The organism is Amycolatopsis sp. VC5-11, from assembly GCF_037034185.1.
Taxonomy (GTDB): domain Bacteria; phylum Actinomycetota; class Actinomycetes; order Mycobacteriales; family Pseudonocardiaceae; genus Amycolatopsis; species Amycolatopsis nivea.
The window spans coordinates 1-20,689 of record NZ_JBAGKF010000028.1 but is presented as its reverse complement, the minus strand read 5'-3'; the positions used below and the strand labels follow the sequence as shown (position 1 = coordinate 20,689).

Sequence of the window (20,689 nt, the reverse complement as noted above, 5' to 3'; positions counted from 1 at the left end):
TCCATGAACCCCGGCGACCATGACCCGTGCCCGTTCGGCCGTCTCCACCACATCGGCATCGTCGTGGAGCCGAGCCGCTATGCCGACACGATCGCCAATCTGTGCGCCCTGCTCGGCGGGGCGGTGACCGAGAGCGGGGAGGACGAACCGCTCGACATGAGGTGGGCATTCATCGCGTCAGCGGGCAATCCGCCGATCGAAGTCGCGGCCCCGCGCGGGAACCGGGCGACCAGCCTGGTGCGCTATCTGGAGCGGCGGGGCGGCGGCCTGCATCATGTGTCGTTCGAGACTTTCGATCTCGGTGCTGCGGCGCAGCACATCGACGCGGTGGGGCTTCCGCCGGTCGGTCGCGATGACGACCACGGCGGTTATGCGGAGGTCTTCGTGCATCCGAAGTCGTTGGGCGGCGCGCTTTTCCATGTGCTGGAGGACCGCCGCGGCTGACCGCGGTTCAGCCGCGCGCCATGCGCAGGGCCAGGCGGGCGTAGCATTCGCCGATCTCGGCCACGGACAGATGTCCCTCGGTGCGGTACCAGGTGAAGACGTACTCGCACATCGTCGAGATCGCCATCGCCGTCACGGTGACTTCGTGCGTGGTGAAGACGCGCTCGCTGCATCCCTGGTCGAGGATGTCCCGCAGGAGGTCGAGGTACGGCCGGCTGGACGCCCGCAGTTCCTTGCGCATCTCCGGGGTCAACGAGGACGCCAGGGTCGCATAGCCGAAATTGCAGTCCAATTCCGCGAGCTGGATGAGCACGTACGTCCGTGCGTAGTTCGCGAGGCGCTCTTCGGCGGTGCCTTCGCGAACTGCCTGCGCGAGAGCGTCGTACGCTTCTCGGTAAAGCGTCTGCAGTGCCTGGGCCAGCAGATCTATTTTCGACGGGAAATGCCAGTAGATATTGGCCGGGGTCATCCGGGCCGCGGACGCGATCCGGGAAACCGAGGTGCCCGCGTACCCGTATTTCTGGAAGTAGCGGATGGCGGAGGCGAGAATCCGTTCTCGTGCCCCGGCCAGGTCTTCGGAGGCGACGGCCGTCGATCGCCTCCGTCCGGTTTTGGCGGTGTCCATGGTCACCGGCTGGTCTCGCTCAGGCGGCTCATGCCACTAATCCGAGTTCCCGGGCCCGGGACGCGGCCTGGACCCGATTGCGCACGCCCAGCTTGCGATACACCGTGCTGGTGTGCTGTTTCACGGTGTGCCGGGAAAGATTGAGCGCCGCGGCGACCTCGGGATTGCTGAGCCCGGCGACCAGATGGTGCAGAACGTCCAGTTCGCGGCTGGAAAGCAGCCCGTTCGGTTTGGCGATCTGTTCCCGCGGAAACATCCGCGCACCCTCGGCGACTCGCTGGACGACGTCCACGATCACTTTCGCGGGCATGCCCAGCGAGACGAATCCGACGGCTCCGTTGGCGCAGGCGCGGGTGCGCGCGACCCGGCCCTGTCCGGACATGATCACGATCTTCGTCATCGGCAGCGCGGCGTGCAGTTCCCGGCAGAGCGCCAGCCCGGATTCCCCGTTGACGGCGGCGCTCACGAGCACGAGCTGCGGCTGGCGCCGCCGGGCGACGTCCCTCGCGGTCCGGACCGAGTCCGCCTCGAGGCAGCTCGCCACCCACGGCTGTGCGGCGAGCAGCGCTCGCAGCCCGACCTGGACCAGTTCGTTGTCGTCCACGATGAGGACCGTCTGGGGTCCGCAGCGATCAGGCTCCGGCTTGATCACGTCGGCAACGTCAGGGGAGCGGTCCGCGGTAATCGTCATGCCCGACCTCCTATTAAACGTTCATTTAGCGACCTTAAATGGACGATCAGTAAGTGTCAAGAGCACGGATTTCAGCTGCTCAGGCGAGGGACGGCGGGCCTGACCCCGGCGGGCGGCATGGGTCGCGCGCCCGGTTCTCGGCGTCTCGGGCGGGCTTCGTGGAGGGGGAGGTCGCGGTGATGGCGGTCCGGAACCTGCCCGTCGAGGGGAGTTCAGCTCCGGCGGCGATACGCGCCGGTGGACGCGGGTCCGGCCCCGTCCTCCTGGCGCGAAAAGGCTCCGCGGCGATTCCAACCGGGAATCGCCGCGGAGCCGGACAAGGAGCGCTGATCAGCCCGAGGTCATCGCGGTCCAAGCCGCGAACGCCTTGTCCGCGTTCTGGGCCCACCAGGTGCTGTTGGACAGCGCCTCTCCGTCCATTTTGGACACATTCTCCTGCGGGAGCCACTGGTGGAAGCTCGCCGGGACGTTGGGCTTCGAGGCCGGGGTCGTCGGGCCGTAGGGGATGTTCTCGGTGAAGGCGGCCTGCGCCGGCGGCGTCGCGATGTAGTTCAGCAGCGCGGCTTGCGCCTTCGGAGACCTCGAGCCCTTGACCGCGTACAGGGCCGCCCACGCGGCGAAACTGTGGTTCCAGGTGACGCCGACCGGCGCCCCGTTCTGGGCCGCGATGGCCGCTCGGCCCAGGTAGCACAGGCACATCGCGAAATCGCCCGCTTCGAGCTCCTGGGTTTCCTGGGCGAGAGTGGCGTCGAGGGTCAGGTTCCTGCCGAGCGTCTTGACGGTGGCCGCCGCCCGTCGCAGGTCGAGCGGGTACAGCTGGTCCGGCGCCACCCCGCTGGCGAGGAGCAGCGACTCGAGGCCGCCGGACGCGTAGTTGTACATGAGGCGCTGGCCCGGATACTTCTGGGTGTCCATGAAGTCGGTGATCTTCGCGGGCGGGTTCCCGCCGAATTTCTTGGTGTTGTACACGAGTGCGACGTTCTCGACGGAGACCGGCACGCCGCACTGGTCGGAAACATAGCGCGGGTCGACGTCCTTGACGCTGACGCCGAAGTCGGAGCGCTTCTCGTACAGCGTGCCGCACCCCTGGGCGCCGCTGCCGGTGTCCAGCCAGACGACGTCCCACGTCGGATTGCCCGCCTGGACCATGGCCTTGATCTTGGCGGGGTCGGACGGCGAATCCGTCGCGGTCTGCGCGCCGGTGTTCTTCGCGAAGGGGTCGAGCCACGCTTTCTGGGCCGCCGTCAAGGTGTCCCCGCCGTAATTGACGAAGACGATCTTCTCGCCGGAAAGGTCGCCGCCGGACTGGCCTCCGGCGCCCGCCGATGAACCGCACGCGGCGGCGAGAACGAGACTTACCGTGCTCAGCGCCGCGAGGATAACCTTGCCCTTGATGCTCATGTGTGACCTCAGTTCGGGTTCAGGGTGGGGAGATGATGCGCTTGATCGCCGGAGCCGCCGGGTTGCCGTCGCGCAGTTAGTCCACGCGGGGGAGTGCCAGGACCTCGGCGTCGCGGCGGCTCCCCCGGCTGGCGGGTAATGCCCGGCCCGGGGCGCCGGAAGAAGGCCGGGCGAAGGGAGAATCGGCCGTCCGGACCGGGAATCTGGGTGCCGCCTCGATCGCGCGGTTCGATGAGGAGGAGTTGTGGGAGACCCGAAAAGCGCAGGCGCCGCGCGCCCGGACGAACGGGTGGCGGCCGCGTCCGCTGAGATCCGCCGCACCACCACGCATTGGGGAACCTACGACTTCACCGTGCGGGACGGGCGCGCGCGGGCCACCGCCGCGCCGCCGGACAACCCGTTCGGCCAGACGCTCGCGAACGGGCTGCACGAGACGCTGGACCATCCGCTCCGGATCGTCCGCCCGCACGTCCGCGAGGGGTGGCTCGAACACGGTCCGCGGGTCGGCGGGAACCGGCGCGGCGGCGAGCCGATGGTCGAGGTCGAATGGGACCACGCGTACGACCTCGTCGCGAGGGAACTCGCCAGGGTGCGGTCCGAGCACGGCGACGAGGCCGTGTTCGGCGGCTCGTACGGCTGGGGCAGCGCCGGCCGGTTCCATCACGCGCAGAGCCAGATCCACCGGTTCCTGAACCTGGACGGCGGCTACGTCTCCTCCCGCAACAGCTACAGCGTCGGGGCGCAGGAGGTCGTGCTGCCGCACGTCCTCGGCGGCCCGGGCATGGGGATGTTCGACTGGAGCCCGCAGTGGTCCGAGATCGCCGGGCACGGCGAACTGGTGGTGAGCTTCGGCGGCGCGCCGCTGAAGAACACCCGGGTGAACCAGGGCGGGATGCGCCGCAACCGGGCGGCGGAGGCGCAACGAGCCTGTGCCGACGCCGGTGTGCGGTTCGTCCTGGTGAGCCCGTTGCGCGACGACCTCGCGCCGGAACTGCGGGCCGAATGGATTCCGATCCGCCCGGGGACCGACACCGCGCTGATGCTCGCGATGGCCGGCCACCTGGCGGCGGAGGGGCTCGAAGACCGCGAGTTCCTGGAGCGCTGCTGTGTGGGATACGAGCGGTTCCGCTCGTACCTGCTCGGCGAGCGCGACGGCGTTCCGAAGACCCCCGAATGGGCGGCGGAGATCTCGGGGGTCCCGGCGGCGACGGTCCGCGAACTCGCCGAGGCCGTCGCGCACCGGCGCACGGTCGTCTCGCTGACCTGGTCGCTCCAGCGTGCGCAGTACGGGGAGCAGCCGTACTGGGCGGGCGCGACCCTCGCCGCGATGTCCGGCTCGATGGGGCGGCCCGGGGGAGGCTTCGCCGCCGGGCTGAGCATGACCCACGGCATCGGCCTGCACCGCGGTTCGATGGGCGTCGCGAGCCTGCCCCAGGGCCGGAACCCGGTGCGCGCGTTCATCCCGGTCGCTCGCGTCTCCGACATGCTTTTGCGTCCCGGCGACACCGTCGACTACGACGGCGAGGTGCTCACGTATCCCGACATCCGGCTCGTGTACTGGGCAGGCGGGAATCCGTTCCACCACCAGCAGGACCTCAACAAGCTGCTGCGGGCGTGGAACCGGCCCGAGACGATCGTGGTCCACGATTCCTGGTGGACGCCCGTCGCCCGGTACGCGGACATCGTCCTCCCCGTCGCGACGCCGCTCGAACGCGACGACCTCGCCGCCGGGAGCCGGGACACGACCCTGCTCGCGATGCGCCGGGTCCAGGATCCGCCCGAGGGGGTTCCCACCGACTTCGGGGCCTTCGCCGAGATCGCCGCCCGTCGCGGTTTCGCTGAGCAGTTCACCGAGGGTCTCGACGCCGACGGATGGGTCCGCCGGCTCTTCGCCGAAACCGCGGCGCGCCTCGCGGCTCGGGGGGTCGAGCTTCCGGAGTACGACGAGTTCGTGAAGCTGCCGGACGGCGTCGAACTTCCGCTGCGCGGAGGGGACGACATTTTCGCCAAGCTGCGCGAAAACCCCGAGGCGAATCCTCTCGCGACCCCGTCCGGCCGGATCGAGATCTTCTCCGGCACCGTCGCCGGGTTCGGCTACGACGACTGTCCCGGGCACGCCGTTTGGCTGACGCCGGCGGAATGGCTGGGCAGCGCCGAGGCGGCGGCGGACGAGAACCTCTTCCATCTGCTGAGCCATCAGCCGCGGGGACGGCTGCACAGCCAGCTCGACTTCTCGGCGGCGAGCCTGGCCACGAAGATCGACGGGCGCGAGGCGATCGTGCTGCACGTCGACGACGCGAATCGGCTGGGAGTGGCCGATGGCGACGTGGTCCGGGTCAGCAATGCACGCGGCGCCTGCTTGGCCGCGGTCCGGACGACCGAAGGGATCCTCCGCCGGGTCGCCGTGATGGCGACCGGGGGCTGGTACGACCCCGTTAGTCCGGGGGAGCCGGGATCGCTTGACCTGCAAGGAAATCCGAACGTCTTGACGCCGGACATCGGGACTTCGCGGCTTGCCCAGGCCAGTTCGGCGCAGACTTGCCTTGTCCGTGTCGAAGCTTCTCCGGAAGCGCCGCAGAGCCGAGCTTATGAGGTGCCGGTGACGCGGCGTGCCGCACCGTGATCTCGGTCGAGGAGTAGCACCCGTGCCTCCCCGCGACGGACTGGCCTGGAGTTCGCCGCGCTGAAACGTCGCGGCTTGCCCAGGCCAGCTCGGTGCAGACTTGTCTCGGCGCATCTCGCCGCACCGTGATCTCGGGCGAGTAATAGCACCCGTGCCTCCCCGCGACGGACTGATCCACAGTCCGTCGCGGGGAGAAGACGCTAAGCCGTGCCGATGGCGACCCCAGCCCGGGCCGGAGCGTCGTCGGTGGCGAGCACAGCGGAGTGTTCCGGGTCCCAGGTCGCCAGAACCGCGTCGCCCACCGAGACAGGGGACTGGTTGCCGGACTGTTCCTGCGCGATCATCGAGAATCCCGCGTCGAGGCGGAGTTCGAGGCGGCGGAGGCCGCCCAGGTAGATCAGCTGGACGACCCGGCCGGGGAGCGCGTTGCCGGAAAAGCTCGCCCGGGTCGCGGCGGAGTGGACGAGCACGCGCTCGGGACGCACGGTGACGACCCCGCACGTGCCCGCCTGCAGTGCCGGGCCCGCCGTCGGCAGTTTCAGTTCGTATCCGGCGCCGCGCAGGAGGCGGCCCACCGCGGTGTCCTCGACGACGCCGGGCAGCACGTTGGAATCGCCGAGGAACTCCGCGACGAACAGGCTCTTCGGGTGTTCGTAGAGCTCCGTCGCCGTGCCGACCTGCTCGACGCGCCCGTTGTTGAAGACGGCGATCCGGTCCGACATCACCAGCGCTTCGTCCTGGTCGTGGGTCACGTAGACGAAGGTGATGCCGAGCTCGCGATGGATCCGCTTGAACTCGAGCTGCAGGCTGGCGCGGAGCCGCCGGTCGAGGGCGCCGAGCGGCTCGTCCATGAGGAGGACGCGGGGTTCGAAGACCAGCGCCCTCGCCAGCGCGACGCGTTGCTGCTGGCCGCCGGACAATTCGCGCGGGTACCTCGCCCCGAAGTCCGCGAGGCCGACCAGGTCGAGGCTGCGGGCCACGCGCTCGGCGATCTCGGCCTTGCCGGTCCGCCGGCGCTTCAGCGGGAACGCGACGTTGTTCGCGACCGTCAGGTGCGGGAAGAGGGCGTAGTTCTGGAAGACCATCCCGATGTTGCGCTTGTGCGGAGGGACCCGCTCGATCGGTTCGCCGTCCAGCAGGACGTGGCCGGTGTCGGGCTGGAGGAAACCGGCGATCATGTTGAGGGTGGTGGTCTTCCCGGAGCCGCTCGGCCCGAGGAGCGTGACGAACTCGCCGGCGGGCAGGTCCAGCGAGACGTCCGACAGCGCCCTCGCCTCGCCGTAGTGCTTGCTCAGGTTCCGGAGCCGGATGGCCGCGCCGTGGACGAGTTCAGACATTGTTGCCCTCTTTTCTGGCCGCGATGATGCCCGCGATGATCAGCAGCGTCGTGCTCACCGCGATGATCAGCGTCGACGCGGCGGCGATCGTGGGGGTCAGGGAGCTGGTCACGCTCTGGTAGAGCTGGACGGGGAGAGTCCTGGCGAACGGGCTGGCCAGGAAGAGCGAAACGATCGCTTCGTCCCAGGAAACGAGGAAGGCGAACAGGGCGCCGGTCAGGATCCCGGGAGCGAGTAGCGGCAGGGTGACGCGGAAGAAGGTCACGACCGGCCCCGCGCCGAGCGAAGCGGCGGCCCGTTCGAGCTGGCGGTCGAAACCCTGGAGCGAAGCGCGGACCGGGATGACGACCATCGGGATCGCCAGCGCGGTGTGCGCGATGACGTAGCCGCCGAACGAACCGGCCAGATGCCACTTCAGGAAGACGTAGTACACGCCGATGGCGATGACCACTCCCGGCACGATCATCGGAGCCATCAGGAAGGCCGACACGGGGCCGCGCCATCTGCCCCGGCCGCGGACGAGCGCGAACGCGCCGAGGGTCCCGAGCGTCGTGGCCAGCACGACGACGACGAGCGCGACCTGGAACGAGAGGACGAACGACTCGGTCCAGTCCGGGTCCGAGAAGAGCTGACGGAACCACTGCGTCGAGAAGCCGGGCGGCGGGAACTGGAACGTGCGCGCGCTGGTGAAGGCCATCGGGATGACGACCAGGACCGGCGCGACCAAGAGAAACGCGACGAGCACGCAGAAGACCTTGAGACTGATGCGGCGCGGTTCCTTCATCGGCGGGCCTCGCTATCTGTTGCCAGTGCGCGGGTCAGGGGCCTCCCGAGCAGCGAACCGGCGGTGAGCACCAGGAGGGTGAAAACCAGCAGCGCCAACGCCATCGCACCGCCGCGCCCGAAGGCGAGCTGTGCGGTCACCTGGCTGACGATCTGCTGTGACAGCAAGCTGTTCTGCGGAGAGCCCAGCAGCGCGGGGGTGAAGTAGAAGCCGAGCGACAGCACGAAGACGATGGTGCAGCTGGCGGTGATTCCCGGCACCGACAGCGGCAGGTACACGGTGCGGAACGCGGTCCGCGGGGTGGCGCCGTGGATCTGGGCGGCGCGCAGGAGCGTCCGGTCGATCTGGGTCAGCTGCGAGTACAGGGGGAGCACCAGGAACGGGAGCATGATCTGGGTCATGCCGATCGCCACCGCGGTCGTGGTGCCGAGCAGCTTGACGTCGCCGAAACCGAGCGCCCCGAGCGCTTTGGCGACCGGGCCGGTGCTGCCGAGGAGAATGATCCAGGAATAGGTGCGCACGATCAGGCTGGTCCAGAACGGCATCAGCACCGCGGCGAGCAGCACCATGCGCCAGCGGGTGGTCACGAGCGTCATCAGGTAGGCGTAGGGGTAGCCGATCGCCAGGCACAGGACGGTCACGATCGCGGAGGTGACGAACGTTCTCCGCAGGATCGTCATCTGCTCTTCGTTGGCGAAGAACCAGTGGTAGTTGGCGAGCCCGGAATCGCCGTGCCCGATGAAATCCGTGAAGCTGCGCACGAACATCGTGCCGATCGGATAGGCGAAGAAGACGGCGAGGAAGGCCATCGACACTCCTGCGGCGACGATCCACCTCGCTCGATGCAGCATGCCGATCAACCAGTTCATGGGGTGATTCCTCCTTCGCTAGCTTTCGCGTGCCGCGTCAGCCGGCGGTCATCGCGGTCCACGCCGCGAATGCCTTGTCGGAATTCGCGGTCCACCACTTCAGATCGGAGACCACTTCGCCCTGCGGGCCCATCTGGGCGAGATTGTCCTGCGGGAGCCACTTCTTGAACTCCGCGGGAACCTGGGGCTTCGACGCTGGTGTCGTGGGGCCGTAAGGCAGTTGTTCGGTGAAGGCGCTCTGTGCCTCAGGCGTCGCGAGGTAGTTCAGGAGCGCGCTTTGGGCCTTGGGCGCCTTCGAGCCCTTGATCGCGTAGACGGCGTCCCATGCCTCCCAAGCCTTGTCCCACACGACGCCGATGGGTGCGCCGTTCTGAGCGGAAAGGGCGGCGCGGCCGACGTAGCACAGGCACATCGAGAAATTGCCCGATTCGAGGTCCTGGGTCTGCTGTGCGAGCGTGGCCTCGAGGGTCAGGTTCTTGCCGAGCGCGCGCACGCTCGCGGCGGCGCGGTCGGTGTCCAGCGGGTAGAGCTTGTCCGGCGCGACGCCGCTCGCCAGCAGGATCGGGTCCAATCCGCCGAGCGCGTAATTGAAAATGAGCCGCTGGCCCGGGAATTTCGCGGTGTCCATGAAGTCCGTGATCTTCGTCGGCGGGCTGCCGCCGAACTTGGCGGTGTTGTAGACGAGCGCGACGGCCTGGACCAGGATCGGCACCCCGCACTCGTCGGTGACGTACTTGGGGTCGACGTCCTTGATGTCCACGCCGGTTTCGGAACGCTTCGCGAACATCGTGCCGCAGCCGTTGGCCCCCGAGGCCGTGTCGAGGTCGATGACGTCCCAGGTGGGGTTGCCCGCGTCGACCATCGCCTTCACCTTGGCCGGGTCCGAGGGGGAATCGGTGGCGATCTGGACCCCGGTCTTCTTCCGGAACGGGTCGAGCCACGCTTTCTGGGCGGCCTTCATCGAATCGCCGCCGTAGTTCACGTAAACGAGCTTCTGCCCGGACAGGTCGTCGCCCGTCCCGGGGCCTGAGCCGGATGATGAGCCGCACGCGGACATCGCGGCGAGGCACAGCGCGCTAACCATGGCGAGCGCCACCTTGGGCTTGGCCGTCACGATCTCACCTCTCGTCAGTTCGAAGCGATGTGTGAGGATGCCTCGGACTGCGGAGATCTCGGTGCGGTACGCCACACTTGTTGGCCCACCTGGGGGACGGTGCGGCCGTCAGTTCGGAGAGCCTGAAGTCCCGTCGCAGCAGCGGACGGCTGCGGCCTGCTTCGGGCGCTTTAGCGGCCCGGCGTGGTGCGGACCATGCGGAGCACGTATTCGAAGTGCCGGTCCGCCGCTTCGCCGATCGTGAGACGCCCGTGCGGGCGGAACCAGGTGAAGACGTATTCGCACATCGTCGCGATCGCGTGCGACATGACCGGCACGTCGACGGGGTCGAACTCGCCGCTCTCGACGCCCTCGTGAAGGATTTCGCGGAGCAGCTCGAGATAGGGGCGGCTGAGCCGGCCCAGTTCGCGTTGGCCCTCGGCGGTCAGCGAGGAGGAGAGCGTCGAGTAGCTGTGGTTCCGCCGTTCCCCGGCGTCCTCGAGCTGGATCCGGATGTAGGAGCGGATGTAGTCGCCCAGCCGCTCAGTCGCGGTGCCTTCGGCGCGCACCGAATCCCGGAGGTCGGCATAGGACCGGCGGTACATGTCCTTCAGCATTTCGGCGAGCAGTTCCTGCTTCGACGGGAAATGCCAGTAGATCGCGGCCGGAGTGATGTGCGCTGCCCGCGCGATCCGGGTCATCGAGGTGCTTCCGTAGCCGGACTCCTGGAACAGGGAGACCGCGGCGGCGAGAATGCGTTCCCGCACGCCGACGCCGTCGGCTGCGGGTTCCGCGTCCGGGTTGCCGGCGTCAGAAGCAGCGCTCATGGCCCGATAGTACGGCCGGTGCCGGGAGCTTCGCGAATCCCCCGCGCCGCGCGCATGCGAACGCCTCCGCCGCGCTGGGGGAGCGCGGCGGAGGCGTTCGGTGTGCGGTCGGGGCTCAGCAGTAGGCGGTGGCGTCGATCTCCACCAGGGCACCTTGGAAGGCGAGAGCGCTGATGCCTACGACGAGCATCGCGGGGACGCGCAGTCCGGTGGCGGCTACGGCGGCGCCGAACCCGCCGAATACCTCGTCGTTGATCTCAGGCCGATAATCGACGATGTAGATGCGGAGCTTCGCGATATCGCTGACGCGCGCGCCCGCTCCCTCGGCGGCGCGAACGACGTTGCGCAGCGCCAGTTCCGTCTGTCCGGCATAGTCGCCCGGATGCTGCAGCTGGTCGTTCACGTCGACGGAGATCTGCCCGCCGATTTCGACCACCTTGGCACCGGTGGCGACGGCGACGTGCGCGAAACCGCGCGGCCGGTAGAGACCTTCGGGCTTCACGTAATCGGTGACCGGCATCAGGCTGCCTCCATCCGGATGTCGAGCGGGGCGAGCGAGGCTCGGTCGCCTGCGAACGGACCGAGCCGGTCGAAGAACACCAGCGGGTCGACGCATCCTTCGGGGCCGAACACCCCGGTCGCCGAGATTTCGCCGCGCGCCAGCATGCCAACCGCGATCGCGGTGGGCACGCAGGTCGCTTCGCCCATTTCGCCTTCGGGCATGTGATTGGTCGACACGGCGACCCTCGCCGGGCGGCCTGCCTTGGTTCCCTCGGCGTACGCGAAGACCCCGGGGAACTCGGGGACCGGCCCCGCTTCCGGTCCGCGGCGGCCGGGTTCCAGGATGAAGGCCTTGCTGGCGTCGGGAACGGTCAGCTCGCCGGAGCGGACGCGGTCCCGGACCGCGCGGGCGGCGGCGATGAGGCCGGGGCGGGCGAACATGAGGTTCAGCGATTCCTTGACGTCGGGGAAGTAGCGGGGGAGCGTGATCGGTTCCGGATGGCCGCAGGTCCACACCGGGGCGGCTCCGATGCCGGGATAGTCCACGACCAGTTCCTCGAGGGCTTCCGAGTCCTGGAAGGCGCCGTCGCGCCAGACCAGGATCGGCTCGGCGAGGTTGTGGATCCAGTGTTCGATCGCGGCGGCGGGCTTGACCTCGTCGGGGTTCGACGGGGCTTTCGGGATGCCGGAACCCCCGCGCCACACCGTGTACAGCTTGCCGACCTCGTCGAGCTGCCGGTAGGCGACCGCGGCGAGCAGATTGGACATTCCCGGAGAGGCGCCCATGCCGATGATGGCCGTGACGCCCTTCGCGCGCGCGACCTCGTCGAGCTCGAGCATCTCCATCGTGGGTTCCCAGTCGTCGGCGATGTCCGTGTAGTGCTTGCCGGCGTCGAGGGCGGCCTCCAGCACCGGACGGCCGTAAAGGTAGAACGGGCCCACCGTGTTCAGCACGATGTCCGCGTCCGCGATCGCGGCGCGAAGCGCGTTCTGGTCGGTGATGTCGAGTTCGATGCCGCGGGCTTTCGCGCCCAGTTCCTCCGCGACCGCGGCGGCGCGGGCGCCGTCCCGGTCGGCGACGGTCAGCGAGGTGATCGCCGGATCGGCGACGGTCGTCCGGCAGGCGACCCGCCCCATGTCGCCGGCTCCTCCGATGATGATGAGTCGCACGCTGTTCTCCTTTCGCGTTGGTCACCGGACGGCCCGGTCCCGGGGTTTTCGGCCGTGCTGGACGGAAAAGGTCGGCTGTGTCCGAGGGGCGCGGCGGCGAGGGACCCGCAGCGGGTCGGCTGCGGAGGTTCGGACCGGCCGTGCGATGACTGCCTTGCGGCAAGAATCGTTGTCCGCAGCGGGTTTTCGCGCACCTGATCACCGAATACGCCCACCCGGGGGAAAGCCGCCGCGCGCAGATCCCCCCTGACTGGGCGTATTTCGCGGCGACGTGCTGGCGCGCAGCGGGCCCGGCTGGGGACGATCGCCGGGTGACCATGGATTTCGACCCACGAAATACGCCGGTTCGCGAACTGGCGCTCGCCGCGTCCGAGACCCCGGACCTCCCGCTGGTCTCCATCGAGGGCGCCCAAGCGACCTACGGCGAAGCCTGGGAAGCGGTCCGCGAGACCGCGGCCGGGCTCGCGCACGCCGGCGTGCTGCCGGGGGACCGGGTGATCATCCTGACGCCGAACCGGCTGGAGGCTGTCTGGGCGTGGTTCGGCGTGCAAGCGAGGGGAGCCGTCGACGCGCCGATCTCCGCGGAAGCCCCTGGCGCGTTTCTCCAGTACCTGGCCGAGGATCTGTCGCCGAAGGCCGTCATCGGGACCTGGTCGCTGCTCGCCCGGCTCGCCCAGGTCGTTTCCACGCCACCGGAACTGGCGGTCCTCATCGGAGAACCCGAGGGCGACGAGCTGCCCTTCGGCCCGGGCGTCAGGCACCTCAGCTTCGCCGAACTGCGTGCCCTCGGCGCGAACTCAGCTCAGGAACTGGTGCTGCCGGACGCGGACACCGTAGGCACGATCATGTACTCCTCGGGCACGACCGGCCCGTCGAAGGGCGTGATGCTCTCACAGGGCTACTACGCGGCGTTGCCGCCGGCCTACTTCGAGCTGTTCGGGCTCCGGCCGGGCGCGACCTCCTATTGCGTCCAGCCGCTGTGCCACGTCGACGGCCGGTCCGCGGTGGTCACGGCGTTGTTCCTGCGCGGGGAACTCTTTCTGGGCACGCGGTTCAGCGCGAGCCGGTTCTGGGCGGAAGTCGAGAACTACGACGTCGACTTCTTTTTCTACGTCGGCACGATGATCCACCTGATCCACAAACAGCCTCCCCGGCCGCTCTCGCCGTCGGCCCGGCCGCGGATCGGCATCGGATCCGCCACGCCGGCCAGCGTGCAGCGGGACTTCGAGAAACGGTTCCGCTGCACGCTCATCGAGGGCTACGGCATGACGGAATTCGGGCTCCTGCTGGCGCAGCGGGCGGGCGACGCCGAGCCGGGCAATCTCGGAACGCCGCCGCCGTGGGTCGAGGTCCGGGTCGTCGACGCCGCCGACCGCCCGGTTCCCGCGGGCACGCCCGGGCAGCTGCTCGCGCGGCCGAAGAAGGCGCATCTGATGACGGCCGGGTACTGGAACCGGCCGGACGCGACGGTCGAGGCCTGGCGCGGGTTGTGGTTCCACACCGGGGATGTGGTGGTGCAGCGGCCCGACGGCCGTTTCGAGTACGTCGGGCGGCTCAAGGATTCGATCCGGCGCCGCGGCGAGAACGTGTCGGCCTGGGAGGTCGAGCAGGCCGCGGTGCGGCACGAGCGGGTTTTGGAGGCGGCGGCGATCGGCGTCCCGTCCGACGTGGGCGACGAGGATGTCGCGCTGCTTGTCGTCCCGGCCGGTCATGGTGATCCCGACCCGGCGGAGCTGCGTTCGTTCCTGGCGCGCGATTTGCCGCGTTATGCGTTGCCGCGGTATGTGGAAGTCGTGGCGAGCCTTCCGAAGACTCCTTCGGAGCGGATCGCGAAGGGGATCGTGCGCGAGCGGGGTCTCTCGAGCGCGGCGTGGGACGCGGAGGCTGCGGGAGCCGCCTGATTCTTGCTCCACACGGGACCGCCAAGCACTGATCCGCCTGGCGGTCCCGTGGCCGTTCAGCCGGTTTCTTCGACGACCGCCAGCAAGTCGTCCGCGCCGCGCAGGCCCGGCTCGGTCAGCGGGGCCAGCAGGTCGAAGAAGGTGCGGGGATCGATCGCGGTCTCGGGCGCGTGAACGCCGGTGTCGAGCAGTTCCCCGCGCCGGAGCAGTTCGACTCCGACGGCGAGCGGGATTCCCGTGTTGCCGCCCATCTTCGCCGGGTGGAATGCCTTGGGGTACACCGCGACACGGCACGGGAGGCCGTTCTTCTCGCCGATCGCCAAGGACCATTCGACCGGCAGCGGGCTCCGCTCCGCGGGTGCGTCGCCGCGCGGCGGGTCGGCGAGCATCGCGGCGCCGGTGCGCAGGTCGAATTCCCCGGCCGCGAAACGAGTGCTGACCTCCCGGAGGTATTCGAGAAGCCAGGCCGGCCCGGACTGCAGGTTGAGCGACGAGCGCAGCCCGGGGTAGCGGCGCGGAAGGGTCACCGGTTCGGGGTGGCCCATTGTGTATCCCTTCACCTTGCCCAGACCGGGGAAAGCCAGTTCGACTTCCTCGACCGGCTCCACCCAGCTGGCGGCCCCGTCGACCCACGCCCGGACCGGCTGGGAACACTGGTGCAGCCAGTGCTCCACCGCCGCCGAGGCGGCGGGCGCGGGGAAACCGGGCTCGTCGACGATCGTCGCCCCGCTCAGCTTCCATCCGGTGTGGAGTTCGTGCACCGTGTCGAGCCTGCTGGCGCCGTACGCGGCGCACAGATTGGTGACTCCGGGACTGCCGCCCAGCCCGATCACCACGTGCAGTTCTCGTCGGCGGGCCTGCCCGTCGAGGTCGAACGCGTCGAGGGTGGGCTGCCAGTCGTCGTTGATGTCCAGGTAATGGCATCCCGATTCGACGGCGGCTTCGAGAATGGGCCGAGCGAACGTGGCGAACGGCCCCATCGTGTTCACGACGACGTCGTGGTCGGCGAACGCGGCGCGGAGCTGCGCGCTTTCGGTGGCGTCGAGCCGGACGGCGCGGCACGGTCCGCCGACCGACTCGGCGACCCGACGAGCCCGTTCCAGGTCGAGGTCGGCGACGGTCAGTACGGAAGCGCTGCCGAGGCGGGCGATCGTGCGCACCGCCCAGCGGCCCATGGACCCGGCCCCGCCGACGGCGATCACGCGGAGCGGGCGATTGCGGTTGCTGGCTGACATCTGTTCTCCGGTCTGCGAGTTTCGGGTGGCCCGGGGTTACTGCGCGGTCAGCCCTCCGTCGACCACCAGGGTTTGCCCCGTCATGAAGCTGGAGGCGTCGGACGCGAGGAACACGGCAGGCCCGATGTATTCCCCGGGCTGCGCCCAGCGGCCCATCGGGGTCATCCGGCGGATGTACTTGGCCACCGGCTCGTTGGCCTCCAGGTCCGGCAGCATCGAGGTCTCCACGTAGCCGGGGCAGACGGCGTTGACGCGCACCCCCTGGCGGGCCCATTCGAGCGCGACGGCTTTGGTGAGGCCGATGAGGGCGTGCTTGGCGGAGATGTAGGCGGTGTCGTTCCGGATGGCGACGAGTCCCAGGATCGACGCGATGTTGATGACGCGTCCCTCGCTCGCCTTGAGGTGCGGCGACGCGGAGCGGAGCAGGAGCCAGCACGATTGCAGGTTGAGTTCGAGGACGCGCTGGAAGGTGGCGAGATCGGTGTCCTCGATCGAGGAGTCGTGATCGTCGGCCGCGTTGTTCACCAGGACGTCCAGCCCGCCCAGTTCCTCGACGGCGGCGGCGATGCACGCGTCGATCGATTCCGGGGAACGGAGGTCGACCGCATAGGGCTGGAAGCTGCCCGGACCGTCCGCGACGAGGCCGGCGGTCTCCTTGAGGCCTTCGACGGACCGCGCCGCCCCGACGACGCGGGCTCCGCGCTGCGCGAGTCCGACGGAGATGGCCTGCCCGATGCCGCGGCTGGCACCGGTGACGAGAACGCGTTTGCCGGTGAGATCGAAGAGGTCGGCGGAGGTGGAAGTAGTCATGCGGCCACGATGGCCGGGCAACCGGCGAATCGGGCGGTTGCGATGCGAAGAGCGCCCACCTGGGTGGGCCGCCTGCGTCTCGGCGGCTTCTGGTGGCGCACGGGCTGTTTCGGCACCAGTGGTGTCCAATATGGAGCGTCTGGCGGCCCGCGGTGCACGTGCCGGGGAAGACCAACAGTGCCCAGGCGGGGGATGAATCCGGGAGGAGTCACCCCGCATGCTGGTGGCATGAGCTCTCGCATCAGAGTCGGCATCTACGGCACCGGGCGCACCGCGGCGGAACTGCTGGCGGCCCTTCCGCAAACCCCGTTTCTCCTGACGAGCGCGATCGTGCACTCGCCCGGCAAGGCGGGCAAGGACATCGGCGAACTCGTGGGCCAAGCTCCGGTCGGCGTGCTGGCCACCGCGGACCTCGAAGCGGCGCTGACTAGTGGCGAGTTCGACGTCCTCCTCTACGCCGGTCTCACGGGCGAACGCCATGAGCAGACCCTGGCCGCCTGCGCGGCCGCAGGGGTGGACCAGGTGCACGCCTGCTTCGTCGATCCGCGCGCGGCGCTGGCCCCGGAGGTCCGCGAGCGCGTCGAGGCCGCGGCGCGGGAATCAGGATCGCGGATGGTCGGCACCGGCATGATCCCCGGTCTGTGGCTGGACGTGCTCCCGGCTCTGCTTTCCAGCGGTGTGCCCGGGCCGGTGTCGGTGCGGGGCCAGCGGGTCTCGAACATCTCCTCGTGGGGACGCGACGTCCTGGCGCAGGAATTCGGCGTGGGCACCAGGACTTCGGGACTGTCGTGGCGGGCGGACGCGTTGCTGCGCGAATCGGCTCGCCTCGTCGCGGACGTCCTGGGCCTGGGAGACCACGCCCTGGTCTCGGAGGGCGGTCTGGCGGCGGCGGAGACCGAGTCGACGATCGGCGACATCGTGGTGCATCCAGGCGAAGTGGAGGGTTTCGCGCAGAGCGTCGTCCTCCACGACGGAGAGAGCGAACGGCTTCGACTGGAGTGGTCGGGTTTCGGCGGCTCGGCGGCCAAGCCGGGACAGGCCAGCACCGACGTCGTCCTGACGCTCACCGGCGGCGACGGCAGCGAACTGGTGGTGCGGGTGAACACCCCTGTCGACCCGTACCCCGGTACGGCTGCCCGGATGCTGCAGGCGGTTCGCGGACTCCGATTGCTGCCAGCGGGCCTGCATCCGCCGACCGCGTTGCCAGTGGGCTGACCGGAGGCGTTGGGCGTGCCGGAAATCTTTCCCCCACGCGGGCATAAGGCGAGTGCGGACAGCCGTTTCTCCGCGGCGGAGGAGCATCATCGGGACATGAGCATCGAGAACAGCCTTCTGCTGACGCTCCGCGCGGCCGCCGCGGAAGATCCCGGTCGGGAGTGCCTCCGGATCGTCGGGGAGAGCTTCACGCGGCAGGAGGCGCTCAGGTGTGTGGAGCAGACGGCTCGCGGTCTGCGTGCGCTCGGTGTCGAACCCGGCGACCGGATCGGCGTGATGTGCGGCAATCGGGCCGAGTACGTGTGGACGTGGCTCGGCGCCAACGCCGCCCGTGCCGTCGACGTTCCGTTCAACGCGGAAGCCCGCGGCAGGCTCCTGGAGTACTTCGTGGCCGACGCGTCGCCGCGAGTGCTGGTCGGAACTGAGGACTACCTTCAGATTCTCGCGCAGACGAGCACCTGGGATCCCGAGTTCGTGGTCTGCGTCGGCGAGTGCACTTCGCAGCCGTTCGGCGACCGCTGCCGTCAGCTTTCGTTCGAGGACTTGTTGGCCTTGGGTGCCGCTTCAGCCGAAGAACTGCCCGACCCGGCTCCGGGCGATATCGCGACGATCATGTACACCTCGGGGACGACTGGTCCGTCGAAGGGCGTGATGCTGCCGCAACGGTCCTATGTGGTGCAAGCGCACAACATGGTCCAGGTCATGGAAGTCGACGCGGCGGACGTCATCCTTTGTGTACAACCGTTGTTCCACATCGACGCCCGCGCTTTCCTCACCGCCGCGCTGGTGGCGGGAGGCACCGGAGTGCTCGGCCGCAAGTTCAGCGTCAGCCGGTTCTGGGACGACGTAAGGCAAAGCGGGGCGACGGTCTTCGCCACCATCGGCACCATGCTGTGGATGCTGTACAAGCAGCCGCCGCGACCCGATGACGCCGATCTGCCCGCACGCACGGCGATGTGCTCCTCGACGCCGAGCGAGATCCTGCGCGGCTTCGAGAAACGCTTCGGGGTCCAGATCGTAGAGGCGTACGGCATGACGGAATGCACGCTGCTGACCGCCGCTCCGCCCGGAAGCACCGTGCCGGGACGCGTCGGCAGGGCAGTTCCGGGCATGGAGATCCGCCTGGTCGACGACCACGACTTCCCGGTCGCACCGGGAAAGGCGGGCGAACTCGTCTACCGGACCGGCGAACCGTTCGCAATGATGCAGGGATATTGGGCCAAACCGGCGGAGACCGCCGAAGCCTGGCGCAATCTCTGGTTCCACACCGGCGATCTGCTCCGCCAGCACTCCGACGGGATGTTCGAATACGTCGGCCGCAAAAAGGATTCGATCCGCCACCGCGGCGAAAACGTGTCCTCCTGGGAGGTCGAGCAGGCGGCCAGTGCGCACCCGCAGGTTCTCGAGGTCGCGGCGATCGGTGTCCCGTCGGAGGTCGGGGAGGAGGACGTCGCCGTTCTCGTGGTCCCGTCGCCCGGTGCGGTGATCGATCCCGCCGAACTGGTGGAGTTCCTGCGCCGAGACCTGCCGCGGTTCGCGGTTCCGCGTTACGTCGAGGTCGTCGAGAGCTTGCCGAAGACGCCGTCGGAACGGATCGAGAAGGGCAAGGTCCGGGAGCGCGGGATCACGGCGGCTTGCTGGGACGCAGCCCGAGGATGAAGTTCGAGAAGCGTCCACTATGGACGGTGGCCGGTCCGGCAGATGTGGGGCGGCGGAAGGAGACGGAGTGCTGATCGGGGTGCTCAAGGAGGCCCTGCCGGGGGAGACGCGCGTCGCGGCGACTCCGGAAACGGTGGGCAAGCTGCGCGGGCTGGGTTATGAGGTGGCGGTGGAGCCGGGCGCGGGTCTGTTGTCGGGGTTCTTCGACCAGGCGTATGCGGACGCGGGCGCGACCGTGGGGTCGGTCGCCGAGTCGGACATCGTGTTCGGAGTCAACGCGCCGTCGTCCGGGCAGTTGGACGCGGTGAAGCAGGGCGCGACGGTGGTCAGCCTGCTCGCCCCGGCTCTGAAACCGGAGCTGGTGGAGGATCTCGCGAAGCGGCCGATCACGGCGTTGGCGATGGATGCGGTGCCGCGGATCTCCCGGGCGCAGTCGTTGGACGTGCTGTCGTCGATGGCGAATATCGCGGGGTATCGGGCGGTGGTGGAGGCGGCGCACACGTTCGGGCGGTTCTTCACCGGCCAGGTGACTGCGGCGGGGAAGGTCAACCCGGCGAAGGTCCTGGTCGTCGGGGCGGGTGTGGCGGGGTTGGCGGCGATCGGCGCGGCGGGGTCGCTGGGTGCGATCGTGCGGGCGACGGACCCGCGTCCGGAGGTCGCGGATCAGGTGAAGAGCCTGGGCGGGGAGTATTTGTCCATCGAGGACCCGAACGCCGAAGTCTCCGCCACCGGTTACGCCAAAGAGATGGGCGAGGACTACAAAGCGCGCGAGGCTGAACTCTATGCCACGCAGTGTCGCGAGGTGGACATCATCGTGACGACGGCGTTGATCCCGGGGCGTCCGGCGCCGCGGATCGTCACCGGTGAGATGGTGGCGTCGATGAAGCCGGGTTCGGTGATCGTGGACATGGCGGCGGCGAACGGGGGCAACGTCGAGGGCTCCGTCGCCGGGGAGAGCGTCGTGACCGACAACGGTGTCACGATCCTGGGCTACACGGATCTCGCGGGGCGGCTTCCGGCGCAGGCGTCGCAGCTGTACGGCACCAACCTGGTGAACCTGATGAAGCTGATGACCCCGGAGAAAGACGGCCGGCTGGTCGTGGACTTCGAGGATGTGGTGGTCCGGTCGATCACGGTGGTGAAAAACGGCGAGTTGACGTGGCCGCCGCCTCCGGTGCAGGTCTCTGCCGCGCCGCAGAAACCCGCGGCGCCGGTGAAGAAGGAGGAGCCGGAGAAGCAGCCGATGTCCTCGGGTCGCAGGCTCGGTGTGGTGTTGGGTGTGGCGGCGGTGGTGTTGGTGCTGGCGGCGTTGGCTCCGGCGGCGTTGTTGCCGCATCTGACGGTGTTCGCGTTGGCGATCGTGATCGGCTATTACGTGATCGGGCATGTGCATCACGCGTTGCATACGCCGTTGATGTCGGTGACGAACGCGATTTCCGGGATCATCGTGGTGGGTGCGCTGGTGAATCTGGTCAGCGGGAACACGGTGGTCGTGGTGCTGGCT

General features: G+C 68.9%; 18 protein-coding genes. 6 read left to right on the top strand and 12 right to left on the bottom strand.

Going from position 1 to position 20,689, the window contains the following annotated elements; genetic code table 11:
• The first annotated feature begins 3 nt into the window (after positions 1–3).
• Positions 4–444 carry a VOC family protein gene (locus WA670_RS42240; protein WP_336161772.1) on the top strand — a complete coding sequence of 147 codons (441 nt, stop codon included), beginning with the start codon at positions 4–6 and terminating at the stop codon, positions 442–444.
• 7 nt (positions 445–451) lie between these two features.
• Here the strand turns inward: WA670_RS42240 and WA670_RS42235 are convergent, their stop codons facing one another.
• The 3 genes from WA670_RS42235 to WA670_RS42225 form a co-directional block, all read right to left on the bottom strand.
• Entirely contained in the window at positions 452–1,069 is a 618-nt protein-coding gene (locus WA670_RS42235; protein WP_336161828.1) for a TetR/AcrR family transcriptional regulator, read from the bottom strand.
• A 28-nt stretch (positions 1,070–1,097) separates the two neighbouring features.
• Positions 1,098–1,760 (bottom strand): response regulator transcription factor, encoded by a 663-nt coding sequence (locus WA670_RS42230; RefSeq protein WP_336161769.1) that lies wholly within the window; start codon positions 1,758–1,760, stop codon positions 1,098–1,100.
• Between the two features lie 330 nt (positions 1,761–2,090).
• Positions 2,091–3,161: an extracellular solute-binding protein gene (locus WA670_RS42225; RefSeq protein WP_336161767.1), complete on the bottom strand. Its 1,071-nt coding sequence runs from the start codon at positions 3,159–3,161 to the stop codon at positions 2,091–2,093.
• Positions 3,162–3,405: 244 nt separating this feature from the next.
• Between WA670_RS42225 and WA670_RS42220 the strand changes: the two genes are divergently transcribed.
• Complete coding sequence (locus WA670_RS42220) at positions 3,406–5,784, top strand: molybdopterin-dependent oxidoreductase (protein WP_336161765.1); 2,379 nt, start codon at positions 3,406–3,408, stop codon at positions 5,782–5,784.
• 200 nt (positions 5,785–5,984) lie between these two features.
• On the opposite strand, the gene WA670_RS42215 is transcribed toward WA670_RS42220, so the two are convergent.
• From WA670_RS42215 to WA670_RS42185, 7 genes are all read right to left on the bottom strand, one after another.
• Positions 5,985–7,121, bottom strand: a complete 1,137-nt coding sequence (locus WA670_RS42215) for an ABC transporter ATP-binding protein (protein ID WP_238605337.1) — start codon at positions 7,119–7,121, stop codon at positions 5,985–5,987.
• Positions 7,114–7,905 carry an ABC transporter permease gene (locus WA670_RS42210; protein WP_238605338.1) on the bottom strand — a complete coding sequence of 264 codons (792 nt, stop codon included), beginning with the start codon at positions 7,903–7,905 and terminating at the stop codon, positions 7,114–7,116. The genes WA670_RS42215 and WA670_RS42210 overlap by 8 nt, the downstream gene beginning before the upstream one ends.
• Entirely contained in the window at positions 7,902–8,774 is an 873-nt protein-coding gene (locus WA670_RS42205) for an ABC transporter permease (protein ID WP_051729714.1), read from the bottom strand. Before WA670_RS42205 ends, WA670_RS42210 begins: the two co-directional genes overlap by 4 nt.
• Positions 8,775–8,811: 37 nt before the next feature.
• On the bottom strand, positions 8,812–9,888 hold the full coding sequence (locus WA670_RS42200; protein ID WP_158714572.1) for an extracellular solute-binding protein: 1,077 nt from the start codon (positions 9,886–9,888) through the stop codon (positions 8,812–8,814).
• A gap of 170 nt (positions 9,889–10,058) precedes the next feature.
• The gene (locus WA670_RS42195; RefSeq protein ID WP_037819328.1) at positions 10,059–10,694 is read right to left on the bottom strand and encodes a TetR/AcrR family transcriptional regulator; all 636 of its coding nucleotides are present in this window, start codon (positions 10,692–10,694) and stop codon (positions 10,059–10,061) included.
• A 115-nt stretch (positions 10,695–10,809) separates the two neighbouring features.
• Positions 10,810–11,214 carry a RidA family protein gene (locus WA670_RS42190; RefSeq protein ID WP_336161760.1) on the bottom strand — a complete coding sequence of 135 codons (405 nt, stop codon included), beginning with the start codon at positions 11,212–11,214 and terminating at the stop codon, positions 10,810–10,812.
• On the bottom strand, positions 11,214–12,365 hold the full coding sequence (locus WA670_RS42185) for a saccharopine dehydrogenase NADP-binding domain-containing protein (RefSeq protein ID WP_051729718.1): 1,152 nt from the start codon (positions 12,363–12,365) through the stop codon (positions 11,214–11,216). The genes WA670_RS42190 and WA670_RS42185 overlap by 1 nt, the downstream gene beginning before the upstream one ends.
• A gap of 317 nt (positions 12,366–12,682) precedes the next feature.
• Between WA670_RS42185 and WA670_RS42180 the strand changes: the two genes are divergently transcribed.
• Positions 12,683–14,266, top strand: a complete 1,584-nt coding sequence (locus tag WA670_RS42180; protein ID WP_336161825.1) for an AMP-binding protein — start codon at positions 12,683–12,685, stop codon at positions 14,264–14,266.
• A 56-nt stretch (positions 14,267–14,322) separates the two neighbouring features.
• On the opposite strand, the gene WA670_RS42175 is transcribed toward WA670_RS42180, so the two are convergent.
• Positions 14,323–15,501 carry a saccharopine dehydrogenase family protein gene (locus WA670_RS42175; protein WP_336161757.1) on the bottom strand — a complete coding sequence of 393 codons (1,179 nt, stop codon included), beginning with the start codon at positions 15,499–15,501 and terminating at the stop codon, positions 14,323–14,325.
• Between the two features lie 36 nt (positions 15,502–15,537).
• On the bottom strand, positions 15,538–16,311 hold the full coding sequence (locus WA670_RS42170; RefSeq protein WP_037819336.1) for an SDR family NAD(P)-dependent oxidoreductase: 774 nt from the start codon (positions 16,309–16,311) through the stop codon (positions 15,538–15,540).
• Between the two features lie 228 nt (positions 16,312–16,539).
• Here WA670_RS42170 and WA670_RS42165 point away from each other — a divergent pair, with 228 nt between their 5' ends.
• From WA670_RS42165 to WA670_RS42155, 3 genes are all read left to right on the top strand, one after another.
• Positions 16,540–17,526, top strand: a complete 987-nt coding sequence (locus WA670_RS42165; RefSeq protein WP_336161755.1) for a hypothetical protein — start codon at positions 16,540–16,542, stop codon at positions 17,524–17,526.
• 96 nt (positions 17,527–17,622) lie between these two features.
• Entirely contained in the window at positions 17,623–19,185 is a 1,563-nt protein-coding gene (locus WA670_RS42160; RefSeq protein ID WP_336161753.1) for an AMP-binding protein, read from the top strand.
• A gap of 67 nt (positions 19,186–19,252) precedes the next feature.
• A partial coding sequence (locus WA670_RS42155) for a Re/Si-specific NAD(P)(+) transhydrogenase subunit alpha (RefSeq protein WP_442893174.1) occupies positions 19,253–20,689 on the top strand: 1,437 nt, incomplete at its 3' end.

Excerpts from the sequence above, each read along its gene's own strand:
- WA670_RS42210 (WP_238605338.1), bottom strand. The coding sequence starts at position 7,905 with ATGAAGGAACCGCGCCGCATCAGTCTCAAGGTCTTCTGCGTGCTCGTC.
- WA670_RS42215 (WP_238605337.1), bottom strand. The coding sequence starts at position 7,121 with ATGTCTGAACTCGTCCACGGCGCGGCCATCCGGCTCCGGAACCTGAGC.
- WA670_RS42195 (WP_037819328.1), bottom strand. The coding sequence starts at position 10,694 with ATGAGCGCTGCTTCTGACGCCGGCAACCCGGACGCGGAACCCGCAGCC.
- WA670_RS42205 (WP_051729714.1), bottom strand. The coding sequence starts at position 8,774 with ATGAACTGGTTGATCGGCATGCTGCATCGAGCGAGGTGGATCGTCGCC.
- WA670_RS42165 (WP_336161755.1), top strand. The coding sequence starts at position 16,540 with ATGAGCTCTCGCATCAGAGTCGGCATCTACGGCACCGGGCGCACCGCG.
- WA670_RS42175 (WP_336161757.1), bottom strand. The coding sequence starts at position 15,501 with ATGTCAGCCAGCAACCGCAATCGCCCGCTCCGCGTGATCGCCGTCGGC.
- WA670_RS42190 (WP_336161760.1), bottom strand. The coding sequence starts at position 11,214 with ATGCCGGTCACCGATTACGTGAAGCCCGAAGGTCTCTACCGGCCGCGC.
- WA670_RS42160 (WP_336161753.1), top strand. The coding sequence starts at position 17,623 with ATGAGCATCGAGAACAGCCTTCTGCTGACGCTCCGCGCGGCCGCCGCG.
- WA670_RS42225 (WP_336161767.1), bottom strand. The coding sequence starts at position 3,161 with ATGAGCATCAAGGGCAAGGTTATCCTCGCGGCGCTGAGCACGGTAAGT.
- WA670_RS42180 (WP_336161825.1), top strand. The coding sequence starts at position 12,683 with ATGGATTTCGACCCACGAAATACGCCGGTTCGCGAACTGGCGCTCGCC.
- WA670_RS42170 (WP_037819336.1), bottom strand. The coding sequence starts at position 16,311 with ATGACTACTTCCACCTCCGCCGACCTCTTCGATCTCACCGGCAAACGC.
- WA670_RS42240 (WP_336161772.1), top strand. The coding sequence starts at position 4 with ATGAACCCCGGCGACCATGACCCGTGCCCGTTCGGCCGTCTCCACCAC.
- WA670_RS42235 (WP_336161828.1), bottom strand. The coding sequence starts at position 1,069 with ATGGACACCGCCAAAACCGGACGGAGGCGATCGACGGCCGTCGCCTCC.
- WA670_RS42230 (WP_336161769.1), bottom strand. The coding sequence starts at position 1,760 with ATGACGATTACCGCGGACCGCTCCCCTGACGTTGCCGACGTGATCAAG.